Here is an 18,588-nt window from a genome sequence, read left to right as displayed (position 1 = left end):
ATACAAAACTTTATTTCATCTATAGGTGCTTCCATGACCTTCTGCAGCCCGTAAAAAAAGGTTAAGGTTGAGGTTGAGGTAAAGTGGATAAGCCTCAACCTTTGCCTTAAACTTTTACAATCTTAAAGCAACGTATATTTGCTTTCGTTGTCTTAATATCACCAATCACCGCCCTATGAAATCAGTTTTACTTTTTGTTGCAACAGCTATCGCGGCTTTATCGCTTCAAGCGCAAATAATACAAAAAGCTCCGGTTAATCCGGCCTATATTAAATATATTCAGGATGGAAGTCCTTCTTCGCAATACGGCTACCTGCCTCCCGTGCTCGATCTTCAGGCTAAACAATATCCAACAGCGACCAAAGGCCCGCTGGTATTGCCAGTGACTTATGATCTGCGCACACTCGGCTATGTGACCTCGGTAAAAAATCAGGGTGGATGTGGCTCGTGCTGGACTTTTGCCACCTGTGCATCAACCGAATCGTACTGGCTGCACGAGGGACAAGGCACTTATGATCTGTCTGAAGACAATATCAATAACTGCCACGATTTCGATTGGGAACCCTGCGAAGGCGGAAACGCCATGATTTCTGCGGCCTATGTTTCGCGCGGCGGCGGCATGATGACAGAAGCGTCGGATCCATACAACGATTTTGCCGGGACTTGTCCGACAACCATCAATCCAATAAAATATATCAGTGATGTTCGTTATGTTTCTGCCAATGATGCACTCATCAAACAGATAATTTACGATCATGGTGCGGTTTATACTTCGTATTACAGCAACGATACGTATCTGTCGTCCAACGATACCTATTATTATTCCGGAACGGAAGCTCCGAATCATGCGGTAACTTTAGTTGGCTGGGATGATACAAAAGTGACTGCAGGCGGCACTGGAGCATGGATTGTGAAAAACAGCTGGGGAACAAGTTGGGGCGAAAATGGTTATTTTTATTGCAGTTACAATGACTCTAAAATTAATTCCGAAGTGGCTTATTTCCCTGGATTCCGCAATTTTTCAACGGGTGATAAAGTGTTGACTTACGCAAAATTCGGCGAAGTAAATGATGTTGGTCTTGGTGGCTCGACTGGTTATGGTTTGATAAAATACAGTGTGACCGGCAATTCAATTGTAAAAGCCATCGGAACATTTATCGCCTCAGGTAATTCAACAGTGAGTATGGAAATTTATTCCGATTTTGACGGAACAACATTGAGCAATCTGATTGATACCATCGGCATTAAAGCATGCAGTTTGCCTGGATATTACACATTCGCATTGCCAACGCCGGTAGCGTTAATGTCGGGCGACGACATCTATATTAAAGTAAAATACACCACACCCGGATACAATTACCCGATTCCGGTAGAAGAAGTCTATGCCGGTTTTGCATCGAACGTAACACTCGAAACCGGCAAATGCTGGGTGAGTTCGAATGCGACCACCTGGAATGCCTGCGGCAGTGGTGAAACCCGCGATTACGATCTCTGTATAAATCTTTACACTTCTGCAGCCGGAGCAGTGACAACAACATTTACAGCTGATGTCACATCCTCTTGCACAGGCATTGTAAACTTCAATGATGAAAGCATCAATTCGCCTACAAACTGGGTATGGACCTTCGGCGACGGCCAGACATCGACAGTGCAAAATCCGGTTCATTATTATACTACAAATGGCACTTATACCGTGAAGCTGAAATCGTGGAATATTTTCGGGACCGACAGTCTGATACGCACTTCGTATGTAACAATTGGATTGCCGGTAGCTCCGACCGCTTCTGGTGCGGCTATCTGCAGCGGTCAGACCGCAACAATTTCAGCCACGGGAACAGGAACCATTGAATGGTACGATGCTCAGTATGGCGGAAACCTTTTGTTTACCGGAGCTAGTTTTACCACGCCGATTCTGACAAACAGCACTGATTTCTATGTGCAGAATTCTCACATTGCCGGAACATCGGTTTATGGCGGAAATCAGAATTCAAATACCAATGGTTCAATTTTTACATCAACACCAATACATTATCTGACATTTGACGCTGCCGAAGCATGCAAACTGGTTTCGGTTGAAGTGAATGCCAGCACCACAGGAAATCGTACTATTTCATTAAGAAACAGTGCCGGAACGCCAATTCAAAGTACAACCGTCAACATTACAACAACAGGAGTCAGTCGTATCACACTGAATTTTGATATTCCGGCCGGCAGCGGCTATCAGCTGGCTGGGCCTGCAAGTCCCAACCTGTACCGCAATGATAATGGTGTAGCATTTCCATATGAAATATCACCGATTTCGATTACAGGCAGTAGTGCCGGCTCAGGATATTATTATTTTTTCTATGATTGGGAAGTACAGCCTTATTGCTCCAGCGCCCGATCAACGGCTTCGGTTGTTGTGAATGGTCCCAGTGATCTACTGAATCTTAGCGGAGCACAGACCATTTGTGCAGGAGAATCACTCTCGCTATCTGCAGCCAGCGCCGATTCTTACCACTGGTATCCAAATGGCGAAACAACTCAATCTATTTCAGTCAGCAATCCGGGAACCTATTATGCACTCGTAACTGGCTCCACATGCGATGTGTACACCGACACCGTTGTTGTGTCTGTAACATCATTACCTACGGTTGATTTCACATGGACTGTCAACGGCAACATTATTCAATTCACAAGCAGCAACAGTAATGCGACATCGCTTTTCTGGGAATTCGGCGACGGATCAACTTCATCACAGGCCAATCCCGCCCATTATTACGCAACAGCAGGCTCATACACAGTGAATCATTATGCGATAAATTCATGCGATACCGTGATGACGACTTATAATGTCAGCATTACAACCGGAATCGAAGAAAGTGACAATCATTTCAGACTCTGGCCCAATCCGGCCACTGGCTTTGTTCAAATCAGCTTTGACAGCGAAATTCCAAAATACATCAGCATCATAAATATGCAGGGGCAAGAGCTGAAAAGAATCATTCCAACTGAAAAGGAATTCATCATTCAGCTGAACGGAATTTCGAGCGGAGTCTATATTCTGGAGTGCGCCGGAAGCGAAGTTGAGAGAATGCGGTTTGTGGTTGATTAGCCACAAACCCTCGAAGGGTTCAAAACCCTTCGAGGGTTGTTAGCACCCGCATTTCAAGCGCTTCGGCAATAATATCCAGTTGCATTTCAGACATCAGATTCCACTGCGCATCGAAACGAATTTGCGTTGAATCTTTTTCAAAAACAAATCCATCAGCGGTCTGCACGAGTTTGCTTATGCCCTGCTCCGTTTTATGCAGCAGTGTTTTACTACCATTTTCTGTTACAATGTGATAACCGGAAACGGCTTTATCAAATGCTTCGCGCGTGATCCAAATCCTTGGTTTATCCATGTATGGCGCACCTGATGTTGGACAGAATGTGCGACAGTTTCCGCATTCGTTGCAGAATTCACCAATATTATAGGTCTGAATTTTTTGTGTGATTTCAAATTTAAACTCACCCGAAACAAAAGAAAATGGCGTTGCTTCGTAATACTGATTCGCCAGATTCGGACAGACTGTCACACAGATATTGCAGAGTTCGTCACACAAAAGGCAACGTGCTGCTTCCTTCATGGACTCCTGATTGCTTTTAATAATTTTTGCGGGCAATCCTGGCATCTCAGCATCAAGTATGGATTTTTCACGCTTTGATTTTCTAAGCATCAGCTCGTTCAAATCTGATCCGCGGCTCTGGATATCATCTTCTGTAGCATTAATACCAGCTTGTGCAATAATGGCTTCTGCAGTCCGCCGTCCATCGGCAATGGCTGCAATAATGCTGGCCGGGCCTTTGCGCACATCGCCACCAATATAAACTCTGTCAATTAAAGTACTGTAATTATCATAGCTCTTTTTCAACAACGAAGAATCCATGAAATCAAGCACTGCATTCTGTCCGATAGCCGGGAAAATAGTATCGGCTATCAGAATTTCTTCGCTGCCCTGAACGGGGTCAACTTTTTCACGGCCATCAGCGCCAATTCCAGCCGTTCGCATGGTGGTCACTTTAAGTCCGCCAACTTTTCCCCCAGCTACTACAATTTCAATAGGCGCCTTCAAACAGGCAAATTCAATATTCTCTGCGCGCGCAGCCATAATTTCTTCGGCTTCGGCAGGCATATCCGACATTCGGCGGCGATATACCACAACGACAGTCCCGTTTCCACCCTGCATGCGCTTAACAGCACGTGCCACATCCATGGCTGTATTTCCGCCACCAACCACAAGCACTCTGCGTCCGGGGACAGTGGCAGTGCCCTTTTTCAAATCTGATAAAAACTTGAGCGGGTCAATAACACCAATCGATTCTTCACCTTTAACGCCCATCTTCTTTGACTCAGGGGTTCCCGTTGCAATAAAAATAAAACGCTTTTCATTAACAAACTGATCGAATGCCGCTTTGTCAATCTTAACGCCATAATGCACCTTTACACCCAACTTTTCGATACGCTTAATATCTTTCTCAATGGCATCGTTGTTCAATCGAAATGCAGGAATCACATCGGCAGCCATACCGCCACCAAAATGCTTTTCTTCGAAAACATCCACTTCGAATCCGGCCAGCAATAAAAAATAAGCACAGCTCATTCCAGCAGGTCCAGCGCCGATAACAGCAGCTTTCATCCCATTTTTCGGACGAGATTGTATGAAATTTTCATCAAGCTGCTTTTCCGCAACCCAGCGTTTCACCTCGCGAATCGCCAGGTTTTCATCGTAATTGATTCTTGTACACCGCGTCTGGCAGGCATGATCGCAAACAGCTCCGGTAACGGAAGGAAACGGATTTGTTTTCATGATGACCTCAAACGCCTTCTGAAAGTCACCTTTGGAAACATGATACAAATACTGTGGAATATTCTGATTGTCGGGACATGTGTTCACACAAGGCGCATGAATGCAGTCGAACATGCCCAGTTTGCGCGATGTTTTAATTTCAGGGCCACGCATCGCTTTCCGATAGGCGGGGTCTTCAAGTACTTCAGACGTATAATCTTTGAGTTTCACAGCTCTCATTTTGCCGGGAGGGCAAATAAATGCCTGCAAACTACCGGTGTTTGAGCGGTTTACAGCCGACTGTGTGAGTTTGATATATTGCTGCAGCCGGCCATAGCCGCCTGGTTTCAACAAATCGGAGCTCATTGTTATTGGTCCCAGACCGCATCGAAGCAGATCAACAACATTAAAGGCATCGGCTCCGGCCGAAAAAGAAACGTCGAGCATTCCATCGAATTCCGCTTGCAGCTTGGCTGCCAAATGAACCGAAACCGGGTGCAATGCACGTCCGCTCATGTAATTCATCTTCTCATTCTCAGGAAAAACCCCGCGGGTATTCATGCTTTCCAGCGTATTGGTCAGCTTTAAACCGAAGAAAACGCCAGTGGCTTCCGCGGCGGCTTTCAAATTCCTGATGATAGACAGCGCATCCTGATATTTGAGATCATGACCAAAAGCTTCATCCGGAACAACGGTATTAAAACCAAGTTTGCCGTTCAGTATCCAGCGCAGCATATCAGGTCCCAGTAAAGTTGGATTAAGCTTAATTATCGTATGCAGCTTCTTTTCCTGAATGAGATACAATCCGATTTTTTCAATTTCATCGGACGGACACCCGTGCATAGTACTCAACGTGATGTTATCGGAAATGCGCGCCGGAATATTCAATTGGTCGGCACCGGGATAGTGCTTTCGGACAATGTCCATTTTTGCATTCAATTCAGCTTCGCAATTTTCCATCTTGCTGAAAAACCACTGAACATTATCTTTCAGAATGCCTTCCATATTATAGCCGACACTCATATTGAAAATAGTACCAGCACCGGCTTCCGTGCAATTATTCAACTTATGATTCAATAAATGAACAAGAATCCATGCATCCAGATACTGACCGAACGATTGTTGTAGTTTCAACTCCTGCGACCACTCGCAATTGTAGCCCTCATCCTGCATGTCGATGCAAGGCTTGGTGACATTGAGCTCATCAAGGGTCTGCACCGTTTTCAGCTCAATATAGCGCGCACCGCAGAGCCAGGCTGCAATAATATTCTGAGAAAGCTGCGAATGTGGACCTGCTGCAACTCCTATGGGACTATCAAGCTGCTGACCAAACCGCTTTATTCCAATCTGCGGATCGGGCTTGCCTGCAAACGTGCCAGCAGGAATTCCCATAAAATGACCATTATCAATTTGTTGCAGCGTCAATTGGAGCAACTGTTCAAAAGGAATAACATGAAAATCTTTTGACATGATGAAAAATTAATTGCCGAAGATACAAAACTCACCTATAAAAATGCAAATCTGACGCAGAATTCATGCTAAAAAAAATGATAATAAAGATTTAAAGGATGGAATGTTGGTATTAGGAGTTCGCACAATTCTCCATTTTATTTTATACGAAAGTGTGATAGAAATATCACACTTTCGTATAAATATTCAAAGCTTATATCGCTGTGTTACATTTATTTAAAAAATGGATATTTCGCTTTTTCACATCAAATAATATCACTGTTTTTCAACAATAATTTAATGAATTGTTAAATTCGCAACAACAAAATTGAGCACGAATTTTGTAATTTCGGCGAACCTTTTTTGAATCAGATTTTATGCGTAAATTATTCTTCGGGTTATGTTTTCTGCTGCTTGCCCATAGCATCTATGCCGGTAACAATTTTGAAAACAACAAAGACCTCAGGCAGCTTGAAGCCAAATACGGTCTTGATTTGGTCGCTGACAGCTTTCAAGGCGGTGAATATGCATTGCAATGGGCATATTGGACTACACCGGAACAAGCTGATTTATTGATTTTCGATGAGTTTATGACGGTTTTTGCTGAGGAATGGAACAAGTATCCCCTGTCCTGGATTCAGGTAAACGGTGTGCAGAAAATTGCTTTTGTGAAAAACCTTACTGTAACTGAGCAGCAAAGATTTGCCATGCCAGATCCATACGACGAAACCTTGTATTACGACATTGAATACATGGTTTATGGGAAACAATATGTCCGGGAAATGATCCACCACGAGTTCTGGCATATGATAGAAGAGCAGCATTTTGGATCCATGTATCACCGAAGCTCAACCTGGCAGGCATTTAATCGTTCCGGATTTCAATATGGTAATGGCGGGAGCGACGCTTACACCGATGGCGAATATATTGATGGAGAACACTCCAAACTTGGATTTATAACCAATTATGCCATGTATGGCGAAGAAGAAGACCGGGCTGAAACCTATTGCTGGTTTTTTACAGAACGAACCTGGACTCTGTTGAATGAATGGATTGCGACTGATCGAATTCTGAAAAAGAAATACAACTGGATGTTGAATTTTATGGAGAGTAAAGCTCCGGAAATGAATCATGAATTCTTTCAAAACATTAATAATGCTGAGGTTTTAGAACCAATGCAGAAGTGATTTTCGTTACGCGTTACAAACGTTACAAACGTTACAGTCGTTACAATCGTTACAATCGTTACAAAGTACAAGGCTGAGAACAAGATTAAGCCTAGTAATGTAAATCCGCGCCAGCCAGCCAGACGTGCGTTGAGCATGCATTTTCAGAATATTTGAGTTACGACTATTCTCAAGAAACTTTTTATGCAAATGCTAACCCTGCTCTGAACGCGCGTTTTTCCATCCCGGAATCGTCGCCGGAGGTGACATTCTGGCGTTGGGAAAACCTGTAAAATCAGCACATGGCTCACTCATCGGTCTCACCCCAATAGAAGCGCTTATGAACGAAAACACAGAATCCATTTTTCTAACCGATCAAATCAGAATAGCTGCCACGACCCGAATCTCAGAAAACCTGAATTCCAATTGCACCGACTGCCAACGGAAGCCGGAATGATAGGTCTTTAGACAGAATGAAATAAAATTCCCACAAAAAAGTAATGACTATTTTGGATCTCATTCAGAAATGATCAGAATTCTGTTCATTTGATACCCCAATATGTATAAAGCCGGCGCTGTGGCCGGCTTTGATGTATCTTGTTGATATTCTGTGTTTTACCAATATTGGGATTGCTATCAAGGATTTGTCTTGGATGGTGCAATGCAGTGGTGCAATGCTAATGTTTAAAAAGAATAGAGAACATATCTCTTTTATCTGTCGGAATTATGTCATTTAAAAGGGCTAAACACTTTTCAAGATATTCACAGTCGCCATCAATCCAATAAATAGCATACAAGTTACTATTCCTAATTATTGATATTTCCAGCCCCCCATAATTTCCACCACTAGTTACAAGAGAAGGGTCATCAATAGTAGCATTCTTATTGAACAAAGGTTCGCTATTCAAGTACTCTTCCAATTTTCCGATTTTACTAAAATCAAGGTCTGAATTTGGAAAAAACTCCACAAATGAAACGAAATTTGTATCTACAGTTTTACACAACAACCCTTCTTCTAATAACTTTATTGAATGAAATGCCCCGTTGTCAATTTCAATTCTAATAAAGTCTTTTTCAAACCATTTTGTTTGACTTTTGCATGCACTGTTATTCAGAAATAAAACAAATAAAAGTCCAACAATTATAATCTTGTTCTTTTTCATTGCATTTAGTTTATTTATTCACATTTATATACATCTTTAACCATTTCTATTATCCCCCACTTCGGCATAAGTGCAGGGTCGATTGCACCACCCGGAGGATATTTTACACTTCTTGCATTATCGATGCTTTTCTTCACATCAGATGGGGAAAAAATGCTTTGATAGGTAAAGGCTTCAATTTCCCTGTCACATAAAGGTAATAATGGGCTTTGTCGTGTGTGTCTGTTTTCATGAATTACCGTTGAAACTCGACCTGCTCTAATATACACTTTATTTGATGTAATTTCATTTGTCTCTTCGTTATATTTTGTTTCTGTATGGCCTACTACTTCAGACCTAAACCCAGTCATGTCAGAACTATAAGTATTCATTGGCGTGCTTTTAGAGCAAATATAATCAAAATCATCTTTTATTTTGTTCCATTCAGATAATTGTTCCTCTAATTGTGCTGTTTTTCTTTTTGAAATTTCCGGGTCTTTAAGTTTTGTGGAAATATCTGAAATCGTTTTATTTACTGAACTTTGGGCTGTTTGAAAGTCAGTTCTGACCTGATTATCCGCAAAAGCAGTATCCATCCCATTTGGATCGATAAGAACAACTGGATTACCAAGACAATACATGAATGGCGAAGTATTCGGATACTTATCTGATAATGGATCCACACTCAGCCACACGCTCAAATCCGAGTCATAATATCTTGCGCCAAAATATGAATAATTCGTTTCCGGATCAAGCTCCTTTCCCGAGAATTTGTAGCGGGTTTCAAAGTCGTTGTGGGGCGGAGTCTGGTCAACAAACAGTTCGCCATAGGGCAGATACTGCAGGTGCTCGGTGGCATAGCCGGTGGCATTGGTGATGAAGGAGCTGGAGGTGTATACGCTATAATGAAACTCATCATACACATAAAAAACGATATTGCCAGTTTCGTTTCGCATTTACAGCTCAAGTTTATTTATCATTTCAAAACTTTCAAGATTCATTTTTGAAAAAGCAACCCAGTTCTTACCCAAATCTTTTAAGGATGCCCCAATATGATAAACTATTTCGTTATCAATAATTAAAAAACGATCGTGAGATTTTGTAAATACTTTTACTTCTATTGCCGGATATTGTTGATTATGCTTTTTAATGTCGAGTTCGAGCTGTTTTGAAATTGATTTTGTAAAAATTGTTGCACTAACCCCGCTTTGCCTTTTCGTTAGCAAGTTTAAAACGCTTTCGTCAATGTAATTATCAATCAGAATAATTGATTTTTTTGCAGTTTTAACAATATCGCAAGCCAAAACATAGGCATCAAAAACTTGTCCTTCGTAAAATATTCCTTCGTTGGGTGGGAGGTTTGTCGAAATTTTGAAATCAATATCAGAGAGTTTGCTTTTAATTTGATTGACCTCACTTTCCAAACGTTCAAATCTATTGTTTACAGCATATCCTTTCAACAAATAGTCTTTTAAAACTTTGTTTGCCCAGATTCGGAATTGTGTGCCTCGCTTAGATTTAACGCGATATCCAACGGAAATAATTACATCGAGGTTAAAATGCTCAACATTTTTAATCTGTGTTTTTCCTTTAATGGCGCCGTGTTGAGTGGTTAGTGCAAAAAATGCACACACCATTTCGCGACCTAGTTCACCCTCTTTAAATATATTATTAATGTGTCTGTTTATTACCGTTCTGTCTCTCCCAAATAATGCACTTATTTGCTCAATTGTCAACCATACCGTTTCATCCTCAAGCCTCACTTCAATCTTGGTTGAAGAATCTTCGTTGTGGTATATGATGATTTCGTTTTTCATTATTAATTGGTACTCTTGCAAAGATAATTATTTGATGGAAAACTGCCCGGTTCTCATGTGCGCGCGCCGGAGGCATCTTTCTCAGGCACGACGCTCACGATAGCTATCGTGACAGATCGCGCCGCTTCGCTCTGCGATGCAGAGAGGTCGTGCGGGGCTGGTCGCTTCGGGGCTTCCATCGCCGGGTGCTGTTTGACATAAATGTATGTGAATGCGCGCGCATGTTGGCAGCGGGAAGAAATGCTGGCCTTACCACCAAAGTCAGATCGGAAGCCGATTGCAGGATATCTCTTAAAGCGAGGTGAAATTCCGGAAAATGATGATACTGACAAAGAGCTGTCTATCCTTCGACTCCGCTCAGGATGACAGTTGTCGGGCTCAGAGTAACAGCTGAAGCCGGCCTGATCAGCTTCGCCGCTGTCACATTGAGCCCCGCCATTGTCACACTGAGCGGAGTCGAAGTGCAAAATTGCGGGATAAACTCCGTCGAAATGTCGGACAGCGGCGGAATCTCCCTCGAAGGAGACAGCGGACATATCAGCCCGCACCCCAAAGCATTTTGTATTCCGCATTATTTTCACTTCGTAAAGCTACAGAATTTTTTGTTTGGGATGGATGTTTTGGATGGTGCAGGGATGCGTATTCGTAATAGAGATTCATCTTCGGGTTTTGAGGATTTTCAATATGTTGCAAACGCAGATTGCTGTAGTAATATTCTATTTCCTGATTATTGTTGGTCAGATAGAGCGTGATTTCACATGAGCAAACACATCCAGAAACCATCGGTTTGCTTATTAAATATTACTTTTGCCCCAAATCCAAAAAAAAATGATTCATGAATAAAATTTCATTTGTTGTTATACTCAGTTTCATTTCATTGCTGGCGTCGGCTCAGGAAAAGAAATTCGGTGTCAAGTTAAGCGGCTATGTAAAAACCGATGCTTTCTACGACACCCGCCAAAGCTCTGCTGCCAATGGTTTGCGGGAAGGTCACTTTTTTCTTTTTCCCGATAATGTTTTGTATGATGCCGATTCAAACGACCTGAACGATAATCCATCATTTAATATTCTGAGCATTCAAACTCGATTAACGGGCAATATCACTGGCCCCGATGCCTTTGGTGCAAAAACGTCAGGACTCGTTGAAACTGAATTTTATGGTACCAGCGATGCCGATATCAGCGGATTCCGCCTTCGTCACGGATATGTGAAACTGAACTGGGAGAAATCAGAAATGCTTATTGGCCAGACATGGCACCCCATGTTTCCGGTTGAGGCATTTGCGCAGACACTGAGCGTAAACACCGGTTCTCCTTTTGTTCCTTTCAGCCGCAACAATCAGATTCGCTTTGCTTACAAAACCGGAAAATTCACTACCTATGCCACAGCCTGGATGCAGCGCGATATTGCAAGCTCCGGACCTGATGGCTCCAGCACAAAATATATGCGCAACAGCGGTCTGCCTGGATTAAATCTAAAAACAGTTGCAACATTGAACGAAAAACTGCAATTCGGTCTGGGAGCCGATTTCAAAACATTGCGCCCTGAAATTAAAACGGCAGCCAATTATTCTACCGATGCCACAATTAGTAGTTATGCGGGTTTTGGCTGGGTGAAATTCAAATCGGAAAAAATTACGACGAGTTTGATGGCCACGTATGCCCAGAATGGTACCGATTTACTCATGCTTGGCGGTTATTCTGTTTCGGAAATTACTGATACTTTGCGCGAATATAAAGCATACACAAATCTGACTACAGCTGCCGGATTTTTCGATTTTGGCACCAATGGCCCAAAATGGAAATATGGGGTGCTGATTGGGTTAAGCAAAAATCTGGGCGCTGATGAAAACATCAATGGTGGTGCAATCTATGCCAGAGGCAGTAATATTGATATTCTTTACAGAGTATCGCCGCGCGTTTCCTGCACAATTGAGAAACTCACGCTGGGCGCCGAAATTGAATATACCGTTGCACAATATGGGACAACGCAGGTTTCTGGAAAAGTCACCAACACCAATGATGTAGCTAATATTCGTGCATTGCTCTGTGCAATTTATAAATTTTGAAATGAAAATTAAAAATCTGTTTTTGCTTTTCTGCTTATTGTTGTCTTCTGTTTTTACAAAAGCACAGGAATACGACAAAGCGCTGGCCGATAGTCTGGGTGCCGATGAGTACGGAATGAAAATGTACACTTTCGTGATCTTGAAAACCGGACCGACTGTCATTACCGATTCTGTTCGTCTGAATGAATTATTCAACGGTCACATGGAAAACATCAACCGGCTTTCTGCCGAAGGGAAACTGATTGTCGCCGGGCCTTTTGCTAAAAACGATCAAAAATTCAGAGGCCTGTTTATTTTCAACACAACATCGGAAGAAGAGGTTCTGCAAATGCTTCAGAACGATCCAACCATCCGGGAGGAAATTTTTGAAGCTGAAATATTTCAATGGTATGGCTCTGCCGCTCTGCCACTGTATCTCGACGATCATGCAAAAATTGAACAATCAAAACACTGATCCATCAAAATCAGCTTTCTATGACAACAACCAACATCTATCTCACGTTCAACGGAAACTGCGAAGACGCTTTCACCTTTTATAAATCTGTTTTCGGTGGCGAATTCAATTATCTTGGTCATTACGGCGACATGCCTGCGAAAGAACCATTGTCAGCTGAAGTTGCAAACAAAGTAATGCATGTCGGACTACCAATTGGTGGCGACACCATGCTCATGGGCGATGACGCTGCGCATTTTTTCGGAGGAAAAGAAGTGGTAATTGGAACCAATATGTCCATCATGATTTCGCCCGACAGCGAAACGGAAGCCAGACGAATTTTTGAACAACTATCTGTCGGAGGCACAGTGCAGCAAGCGCTGGAAGCCATGTTCTGGGGCGACCTGTATGGCGCTTTTACCGACAAATTTGGCATTCAGTGGAAAATTTCGTTCCCATTGAAATAAAAATAGTTGTCTATGAAAATCAAAGAAACCCAAATCATCCTCTATGTCGAGGACCAATACAAAAGCCGCGATTTTTACAAGGCATTGCTGCAGGCCGATCCAATACTCGATGTTCAGGGAATGACCGAATTCCGCCTCGGCGAAAATTGCAAACTCGGACTCATGCCTGTGCAGGGAATCAAACGTCTGCTCGGCCCTGCCATTGCTGGTTTGCAGAAAGATAATTTTCCCGGAGCTGAATTGTATCTGATGGTCGATGATGCTGATGAAGCAATCAAATATGCCGAATTCATTGGTGCACCAGTCATCAGCGAAGTCAGCGCCCGCGACTGGAATCACCGCGCAGGCTATGTTGCCGATCCGGACGGTTATATCATTGCTTTTGCGGATGTAAATATTGATTGATTATGCAGAGGCATTACACGTAATGCCTATACATGAAATCAACTATTATCAGGCGTATGATTCAAAATGAAATTAAAATATACCTCGCTCCCTTCCAGGGCATTACCGGTCAGGTGTTTCGGTCATGCTACGCAAAACATTTTTCCGGAATCGATGCATTTTATACGCCTTATTTTACCAGCATCAATAACGAAAAGAAACTTCCATCGCGAAAAATCAACGAGCTGAACTTTGTTTCCGAAAACGGAATTCCGGTCATACCGCAGATTTTAAGTAAAGATGCCGATGAAATAATTCGCTTCGCAAATCATATTGAGCAACTTGGATTTACCGAACTGAACTGGAATATGGGTTGTCCTTTTCCGCAGGTAGCCAGCAAAAAACGCGGCTCCGGATTGCTTCCCTACCCGGCAATGGTGAGTGAAATTCTTGAAAATATTTTTAATAAAATACATATCCCATTTTCAATTAAATGTCGTCTCGGATATTTTTCATCTGATGAAATCGATGAACTGGTGCCGGTTTTCAACCGGTTTCCTTTGAAAGAACTCATCATTCATCCGCGCCTAGGAAAACAATTATATAAAGGTAGTGTTGATAAAGAAAAGTTTGGACATGTCGCAAATCAGCTCCAAACGCCGCTTGTATATAATGGCGATATTTTTACAACCGACGATTTTAATGCTGCTGAAAGTCAGTTTCCTGATATCAATACCTGGATGATTGGCCGTGGTCTTTTGTCGGATCCATTTCTACCAGCCAGAATCAAAGGACTGTCTTTGCCCGTGGATCAGAAGAAACATCTTCGCAATTTTGTTGAAGAATTGTATCTGAGCTATCGTAAACAAATGAACGACCAACTCTCAGCAATTGGCTTTATGAAAGAATATTGGGACTATTTTTCCAAATCTTTCAATGATCCGCACAAGGTTTTGAAAAAAATCAAAAAGACAAAAACTTTTGATGAGTACGAAGAAGTCGTTTCGGATATTTTCTCAATTGAATGCTGATAAGCAGATGTGGAAATGATCCGCCTTCTGCGGATTAAATTCCACTTCGTTCATGTGATGCTTCACGTGAGACGTGACACGGTCGCATAATGTGTGAATACGAGTGACAATAAAAATACTGTAGCGATGATGCGATAATACGATGATGCGAAAATATGACGCTTCGCGAATGTGGGAATAATTGCGGCAATATATATGACATCTAACTACTTCAGCACTTTCAGCTGAAAGCTGCTTAACCTAATGAGAAACAGCCCCCTTCTTTAACCTCTCTGCGTCGCGACTGTGTCACGTTTCACGTGAAGCGACCTGAGTGCGTTGAAGAAGTACACTCTTTGCAATGGCGCGGATATGTCATCCGTGACATTGCTTCCCCCTCAGCTCAGGCCCAGAGCTGAAAGCTGTTTCAAAACAAAAATCCCGTTCCCAGATACAATCCTTTGCTGCCGTCATTTGATTTCAGGCTGAAGCCATAATCAACCGACAGAATAAAATTGTCGTTCATGATGAAATGCACACCTGCTCCGGTTCCATGATGCCAGGTGTCTTTTGTAGTTGTGAGTGACAAAGGTGGATAATTATTCAACATCAATTCCGGTAATGAAAAATTAACCGGATCGGTCACCATTCCAAAATCGTAGAACGGACTCAGTTTTATTTCAATTTTCTGATTAATGGCTCTGAAATTGGCCACGCTCCAGCGCAATTCAACATTCCCGTAAAAAAATCCATCCGCCCAGATGCGGTTGCGCAACACGCCCCGCAATGTTTTTGCACCGCCAAGTCCTTCTGCGATGGTGTTGTTGCAAAACGACTGCGAGACATACGACATATAATAAAACGGGGCCTGCTTGCCCAATGCATCCTGCCAGGCCAGTCGCGAAGCCAGTGTCAGCTTTTTGCCGTACAATGGTAAATAGTTCCGCAAAATCACCGATGCTTTTACAAAAGGCGACTCAACCCATGGAAGCTTCGGACTTACTGCAATCAATGCTTCGAGCCAATGACCTTTTGTAGGATTGAACTGTACGTCGCGCGTGTCAAACACAATGCCGGCGCGGATTGCAGTGACATTGCCCCCGTCGGCCTGAACTGAATCAATCACGCCAACTTCGGAATAATAATCAAACAAGGTGATTGTGTCCGGCAACATATCAACTGCATCTTTGCCCTTATTCAGTTTGTCAATGTCAACCGATTTTTGCTTGTAACCGTAATGATGAATACCACCAAAAACAACCCAGTTGTCGTTCAGCTGTTCGTGCCAGTCGGCAGTGAGTCGCAGTAAATTGCGATCGAACTTATAATACATACGGCTAATGTACCGGTCCGAATTTTCATCTTCAAATGCATTTGTATAAGTCGATGCAGAACCGTTAAAGCCGTAGAAGTCAGTAGCTTGTTCATGAATAATGCTGAAATCAGCTACAATTCTATGCTTGCCGCGCTTCATCAATTTACCGCTGTCGAAAAACAATTGACTACTAACAGCCCCTTTGGTAGTGCGGTCAAATTCGTAACTGATGTTGTAAATATAGTCCGGATACAACAATCCATCGCCAAACTGATAAGCAGTTACAATGGCTCCGTATTTCAATCCAAGATCTGAATCGAAAGCAGCAACTGGCAGGAATGCCCAGCGCATGCCTTTGATGGTGTCATTTTTTTCATGACGAATGCTGTCAGTTTGTGCCTGACAATTAAGTATGAGAATAAATGCAAAAACAAAAGTCAGTGTTTTCATTTGTTTTTTCTTTGCTTACGAGCCCAATGGCTGGAAAATTATTTCGGTTATCAAATTTGGTCAATCAATATAAAGTGAAATCCCTTTAATTCTGAAATATAATCGATGAATTCAAAAATCAGGTATTCCTCTTACATGCTGTTTAAACACAGAGATAACCAATTGTTAACCCCATTTCGATGGCAAATTTATGAATTATTGAATATCAGATTGACATGGGTTTCATTAGTTGTTATCTTAGCAAAAAAAATAATTTATGAAACGAATTTTCCTTCTCAGCTTGATTTTCAGCACTTTGTCGCTTATTTCTGCTAAAGCACAGAATAATGTCGGGATAGGGACAACCACTCCGGTCGCATCAGCACTGCTTGATCTGACTGCAACCGACAAAGGTCTGCTGATCCCCAGAGTAACTCTGGTTGCAGCCACAAACGGTACAACACCCGTTGCCGGACCAGCTACAGGTCTGCTGGTTTTTAATACTGGTGGAGCCATGACGGCAGGTTTCTATTACTGGGACGGATCTCAATGGGTGCAGGTTGGAGCTGCCAGTGCGCCGACTTGTGTAACACTCGATGGAGCTTATGACTGTGGTGGTAACGGAGTTGGGAGAAGCATCACCGCTGATGCAGGAAGTGTAGCTGTTAATGTCACATCAGGAGTGCCTGCTACAACAACTCCAAATGCAATTAAAATAAGTATTGCAAATGGTACATCGACAAATCCAACAGCTGGACTTAATGCTGAGCATTCTGGAATATATGGAGGTGGGGTTTTCGGTTTAAATTCTGCAAGTACCAATTTATATGCTGCTGTTTCAGGTCAGCACTTAGGGACTAACACAAACTCCAGCTATTTCCCCTCAGGAGTGAGTGGATATTTTGACGGGACTGGTATTGGTGTTGGCGTTTGGGGCGAAAACACATCTAATACTGCATCTGGATTAGGGGCTGGTATATACGGGAATGGAATTGGCAGCACTGCTGTTGGAGTCTGGGGGGTTGGTAATTCCATGCCGGGCCTGCTTGTTGAAACATATGGTTCTACATATCCTGCCGCAGAAATCTATGGTGCATCAAATATTAATCCAGGCTTGAATGTTTCTGGCTCAAGTGTGTTTTTCGTCAGTAATGCAGCTCAAAAAAGTATTCACATGAACAATATTGCCAATGAACCAACCTTGGCTCCATCCTTTGGCGGGTGGGGGTTTTTGGGAACCAATACTATTTACTGGTATGCTCTTTATTATCAAACTGCTACTGCTGTTTCTAGAAGAGAATTGAAACGAGATATAGTTTCATTTGACTCTGATCTTTACAGTTTTGCAATGGAAGACATCATGAAAATGAAGCCAAGTCTATATAAATTTAATAACGAAAATAATGAAATCGTTGATGGTGAAGAACAGAAAACTCGTTATAATTACCATGTTGGATTAATTCTGGATGAAACACCAGATTATTTACAGGATAATGCCTTCGGCGGCATTGATGTTTATTCTTTGTCGACATTAACACTGGCAGGTGTTCAATATCTTGCAAATGAAGTAAGTAGTATTAAAAAAAATATGGAAGTTAATGAATTCGGTACTATTAGCGTGTCATCAGGAGAAACCAGAATTAATTATTCCTCGGAATTTAGCAACAATTCTTTCGTAGCAGATCCTATTGTGATGATAACTGTATTGTCGCCCGACGCTGATTATTATATCAAGTCTCAGGATAATAAAGGGTTTACTATTGTATCAAAAGACCAGTCATTGAATTTTAACTGGCTGGCTTTAGGCAGAATTGCTGAAATGGAAGAAAACTATGAAATCAGTCCTGAAATCATGAATCAGTTGAAAATTGACGAAGCAAAGAAACAAGAAATGAGAACTCTAATGAATAGTCCTCAAATTGAAACCCATAGTACTATTTACGACTTTGATCAATCATTTAAATCTATTGATCGGAATAATATAAGAATTAATCAAAACATTAATAAATAGTCTGTTATGAGAACAGTTATTGTTTTAATAATAGTAGTATTTATTCCATTGTTGTTATCTGCACAGCTGTTCTATAACAGTGGCTC

The 18,588-nt window shown here is 42.1% G+C and carries 14 protein-coding genes; 8 read left to right on the top strand and 6 right to left on the bottom strand.

The window, feature by feature from the left end:
• Nucleotides 1-175: 175 nt before the first annotated feature.
• On the top strand, nucleotides 176-3,094 hold the full coding sequence (locus A2W93_05605) for a hypothetical protein (protein OFY55491.1): 2,919 nt from the start codon (nucleotides 176-178) through the stop codon (nucleotides 3,092-3,094).
• Nucleotides 3,095-3,113: 19 nt separating this feature from the next.
• Here A2W93_05605 and A2W93_05600 read toward each other — a convergent pair whose 3' ends face one another.
• The gene (locus A2W93_05600) at nucleotides 3,114-6,281 is read right to left on the bottom strand and encodes a putative selenate reductase subunit YgfK (protein ID OFY55490.1); all 3,168 of its coding nucleotides are present in this window, start codon (nucleotides 6,279-6,281) and stop codon (nucleotides 3,114-3,116) included.
• A 356-nt stretch (nucleotides 6,282-6,637) separates the two neighbouring features.
• Here A2W93_05600 and A2W93_05595 point away from each other — a divergent pair, with 356 nt between their 5' ends.
• Entirely contained in the window at nucleotides 6,638-7,447 is an 810-nt protein-coding gene (locus A2W93_05595; protein OFY55489.1) for a hypothetical protein, read from the top strand.
• Between the two features lie 656 nt (nucleotides 7,448-8,103).
• Here A2W93_05595 and A2W93_05590 read toward each other — a convergent pair.
• The 4 genes from A2W93_05590 to A2W93_05575 all read right to left on the bottom strand — a co-directional run bounded on the left by A2W93_05590 (nucleotide 8,104) and on the right by A2W93_05575 (nucleotide 11,168).
• Nucleotides 8,104-8,589 carry a hypothetical protein gene (locus tag A2W93_05590; GenBank protein ID OFY55488.1) on the bottom strand — a complete coding sequence of 162 codons (486 nt, stop codon included), beginning with the start codon at nucleotides 8,587-8,589 and terminating at the stop codon, nucleotides 8,104-8,106.
• Between the two features lie 14 nt (nucleotides 8,590-8,603).
• Nucleotides 8,604-9,524, bottom strand: coding sequence for a hypothetical protein (locus tag A2W93_05585; protein ID OFY55487.1), 921 nt, complete (start codon nucleotides 9,522-9,524; stop codon nucleotides 8,604-8,606).
• Entirely contained in the window at nucleotides 9,525-10,388 is an 864-nt protein-coding gene (locus tag A2W93_05580) for a DNA-binding protein (GenBank protein OFY55520.1), read from the bottom strand.
• A gap of 534 nt (nucleotides 10,389-10,922) precedes the next feature.
• Nucleotides 10,923-11,168 (bottom strand): hypothetical protein, encoded by a 246-nt coding sequence (locus A2W93_05575; protein ID OFY55486.1) that lies wholly within the window; start codon nucleotides 11,166-11,168, stop codon nucleotides 10,923-10,925.
• Between the two features lie 52 nt (nucleotides 11,169-11,220).
• Between A2W93_05575 and A2W93_05570 the strand changes: the two genes are divergently transcribed.
• From A2W93_05570 to A2W93_05550, 5 genes are read left to right on the top strand one after another with little or no spacing between them, the layout of a single operon-like run.
• Nucleotides 11,221-12,453: a hypothetical protein gene (locus tag A2W93_05570; protein OFY55485.1), complete on the top strand. Its 1,233-nt coding sequence runs from the start codon at nucleotides 11,221-11,223 to the stop codon at nucleotides 12,451-12,453.
• Between the two features lies 1 nt (nucleotide 12,454).
• On the top strand, nucleotides 12,455-12,907 hold the full coding sequence (locus A2W93_05565; GenBank protein OFY55484.1) for a hypothetical protein: 453 nt from the start codon (nucleotides 12,455-12,457) through the stop codon (nucleotides 12,905-12,907).
• A gap of 20 nt (nucleotides 12,908-12,927) precedes the next feature.
• Nucleotides 12,928-13,353: a glyoxalase gene (locus tag A2W93_05560; protein ID OFY55483.1), complete on the top strand. Its 426-nt coding sequence runs from the start codon at nucleotides 12,928-12,930 to the stop codon at nucleotides 13,351-13,353.
• 6 nt (nucleotides 13,354-13,359) lie between these two features.
• Nucleotides 13,360-13,758: a hypothetical protein gene (locus tag A2W93_05555; GenBank protein OFY55482.1), complete on the top strand. Its 399-nt coding sequence runs from the start codon at nucleotides 13,360-13,362 to the stop codon at nucleotides 13,756-13,758.
• 56 nt (nucleotides 13,759-13,814) lie between these two features.
• Nucleotides 13,815-14,768, top strand: a complete 954-nt coding sequence (locus A2W93_05550; GenBank protein ID OFY55519.1) for a hypothetical protein — start codon at nucleotides 13,815-13,817, stop codon at nucleotides 14,766-14,768.
• Between the two features lie 406 nt (nucleotides 14,769-15,174).
• Here A2W93_05550 and A2W93_05545 read toward each other — a convergent pair whose 3' ends face one another.
• On the bottom strand, nucleotides 15,175-16,512 hold the full coding sequence (locus A2W93_05545) for a hypothetical protein (GenBank protein OFY55481.1): 1,338 nt from the start codon (nucleotides 16,510-16,512) through the stop codon (nucleotides 15,175-15,177).
• 256 nt (nucleotides 16,513-16,768) lie between these two features.
• On the opposite strand from A2W93_05545, the gene A2W93_05540 reads away from it, so the two are divergent.
• Nucleotides 16,769-18,502: a hypothetical protein gene (locus A2W93_05540; protein OFY55480.1), complete on the top strand. Its 1,734-nt coding sequence runs from the start codon at nucleotides 16,769-16,771 to the stop codon at nucleotides 18,500-18,502.
• Nucleotides 18,503-18,588 lie beyond the last annotated feature (86 nt).

Source organism: Bacteroidetes bacterium GWF2_43_63, from assembly GCA_001769275.1.
GTDB lineage: Bacteria > Bacteroidota > Bacteroidia > Bacteroidales > DTU049 > GWF2-43-63.
This window is presented reverse-complemented; position numbering and strand designations above follow the sequence as displayed.

Excerpts from the sequence above, each read along its gene's own strand:
- A2W93_05550 (OFY55519.1), top strand. The coding sequence starts at position 13,815 with ATGATTCAAAATGAAATTAAAATATACCTCGCTCCCTTCCAGGGCATT.
- A2W93_05575 (OFY55486.1), bottom strand. The coding sequence starts at position 11,168 with ATGGTTTCTGGATGTGTTTGCTCATGTGAAATCACGCTCTATCTGACC.
- A2W93_05540 (OFY55480.1), top strand. The coding sequence starts at position 16,769 with ATGAAACGAATTTTCCTTCTCAGCTTGATTTTCAGCACTTTGTCGCTT.
- A2W93_05605 (OFY55491.1), top strand. The coding sequence starts at position 176 with ATGAAATCAGTTTTACTTTTTGTTGCAACAGCTATCGCGGCTTTATCG.
- A2W93_05595 (OFY55489.1), top strand. The coding sequence starts at position 6,638 with ATGCGTAAATTATTCTTCGGGTTATGTTTTCTGCTGCTTGCCCATAGC.
- A2W93_05560 (OFY55483.1), top strand. The coding sequence starts at position 12,928 with ATGACAACAACCAACATCTATCTCACGTTCAACGGAAACTGCGAAGAC.
- A2W93_05590 (OFY55488.1), bottom strand. The coding sequence starts at position 8,589 with ATGAAAAAGAACAAGATTATAATTGTTGGACTTTTATTTGTTTTATTT.
- A2W93_05585 (OFY55487.1), bottom strand. The coding sequence starts at position 9,524 with ATGCGAAACGAAACTGGCAATATCGTTTTTTATGTGTATGATGAGTTT.
- A2W93_05565 (OFY55484.1), top strand. The coding sequence starts at position 12,455 with ATGAAAATTAAAAATCTGTTTTTGCTTTTCTGCTTATTGTTGTCTTCT.
- A2W93_05570 (OFY55485.1), top strand. The coding sequence starts at position 11,221 with ATGAATAAAATTTCATTTGTTGTTATACTCAGTTTCATTTCATTGCTG.
- A2W93_05545 (OFY55481.1), bottom strand. The coding sequence starts at position 16,512 with ATGAAAACACTGACTTTTGTTTTTGCATTTATTCTCATACTTAATTGT.
- A2W93_05600 (OFY55490.1), bottom strand. The coding sequence starts at position 6,281 with ATGTCAAAAGATTTTCATGTTATTCCTTTTGAACAGTTGCTCCAATTG.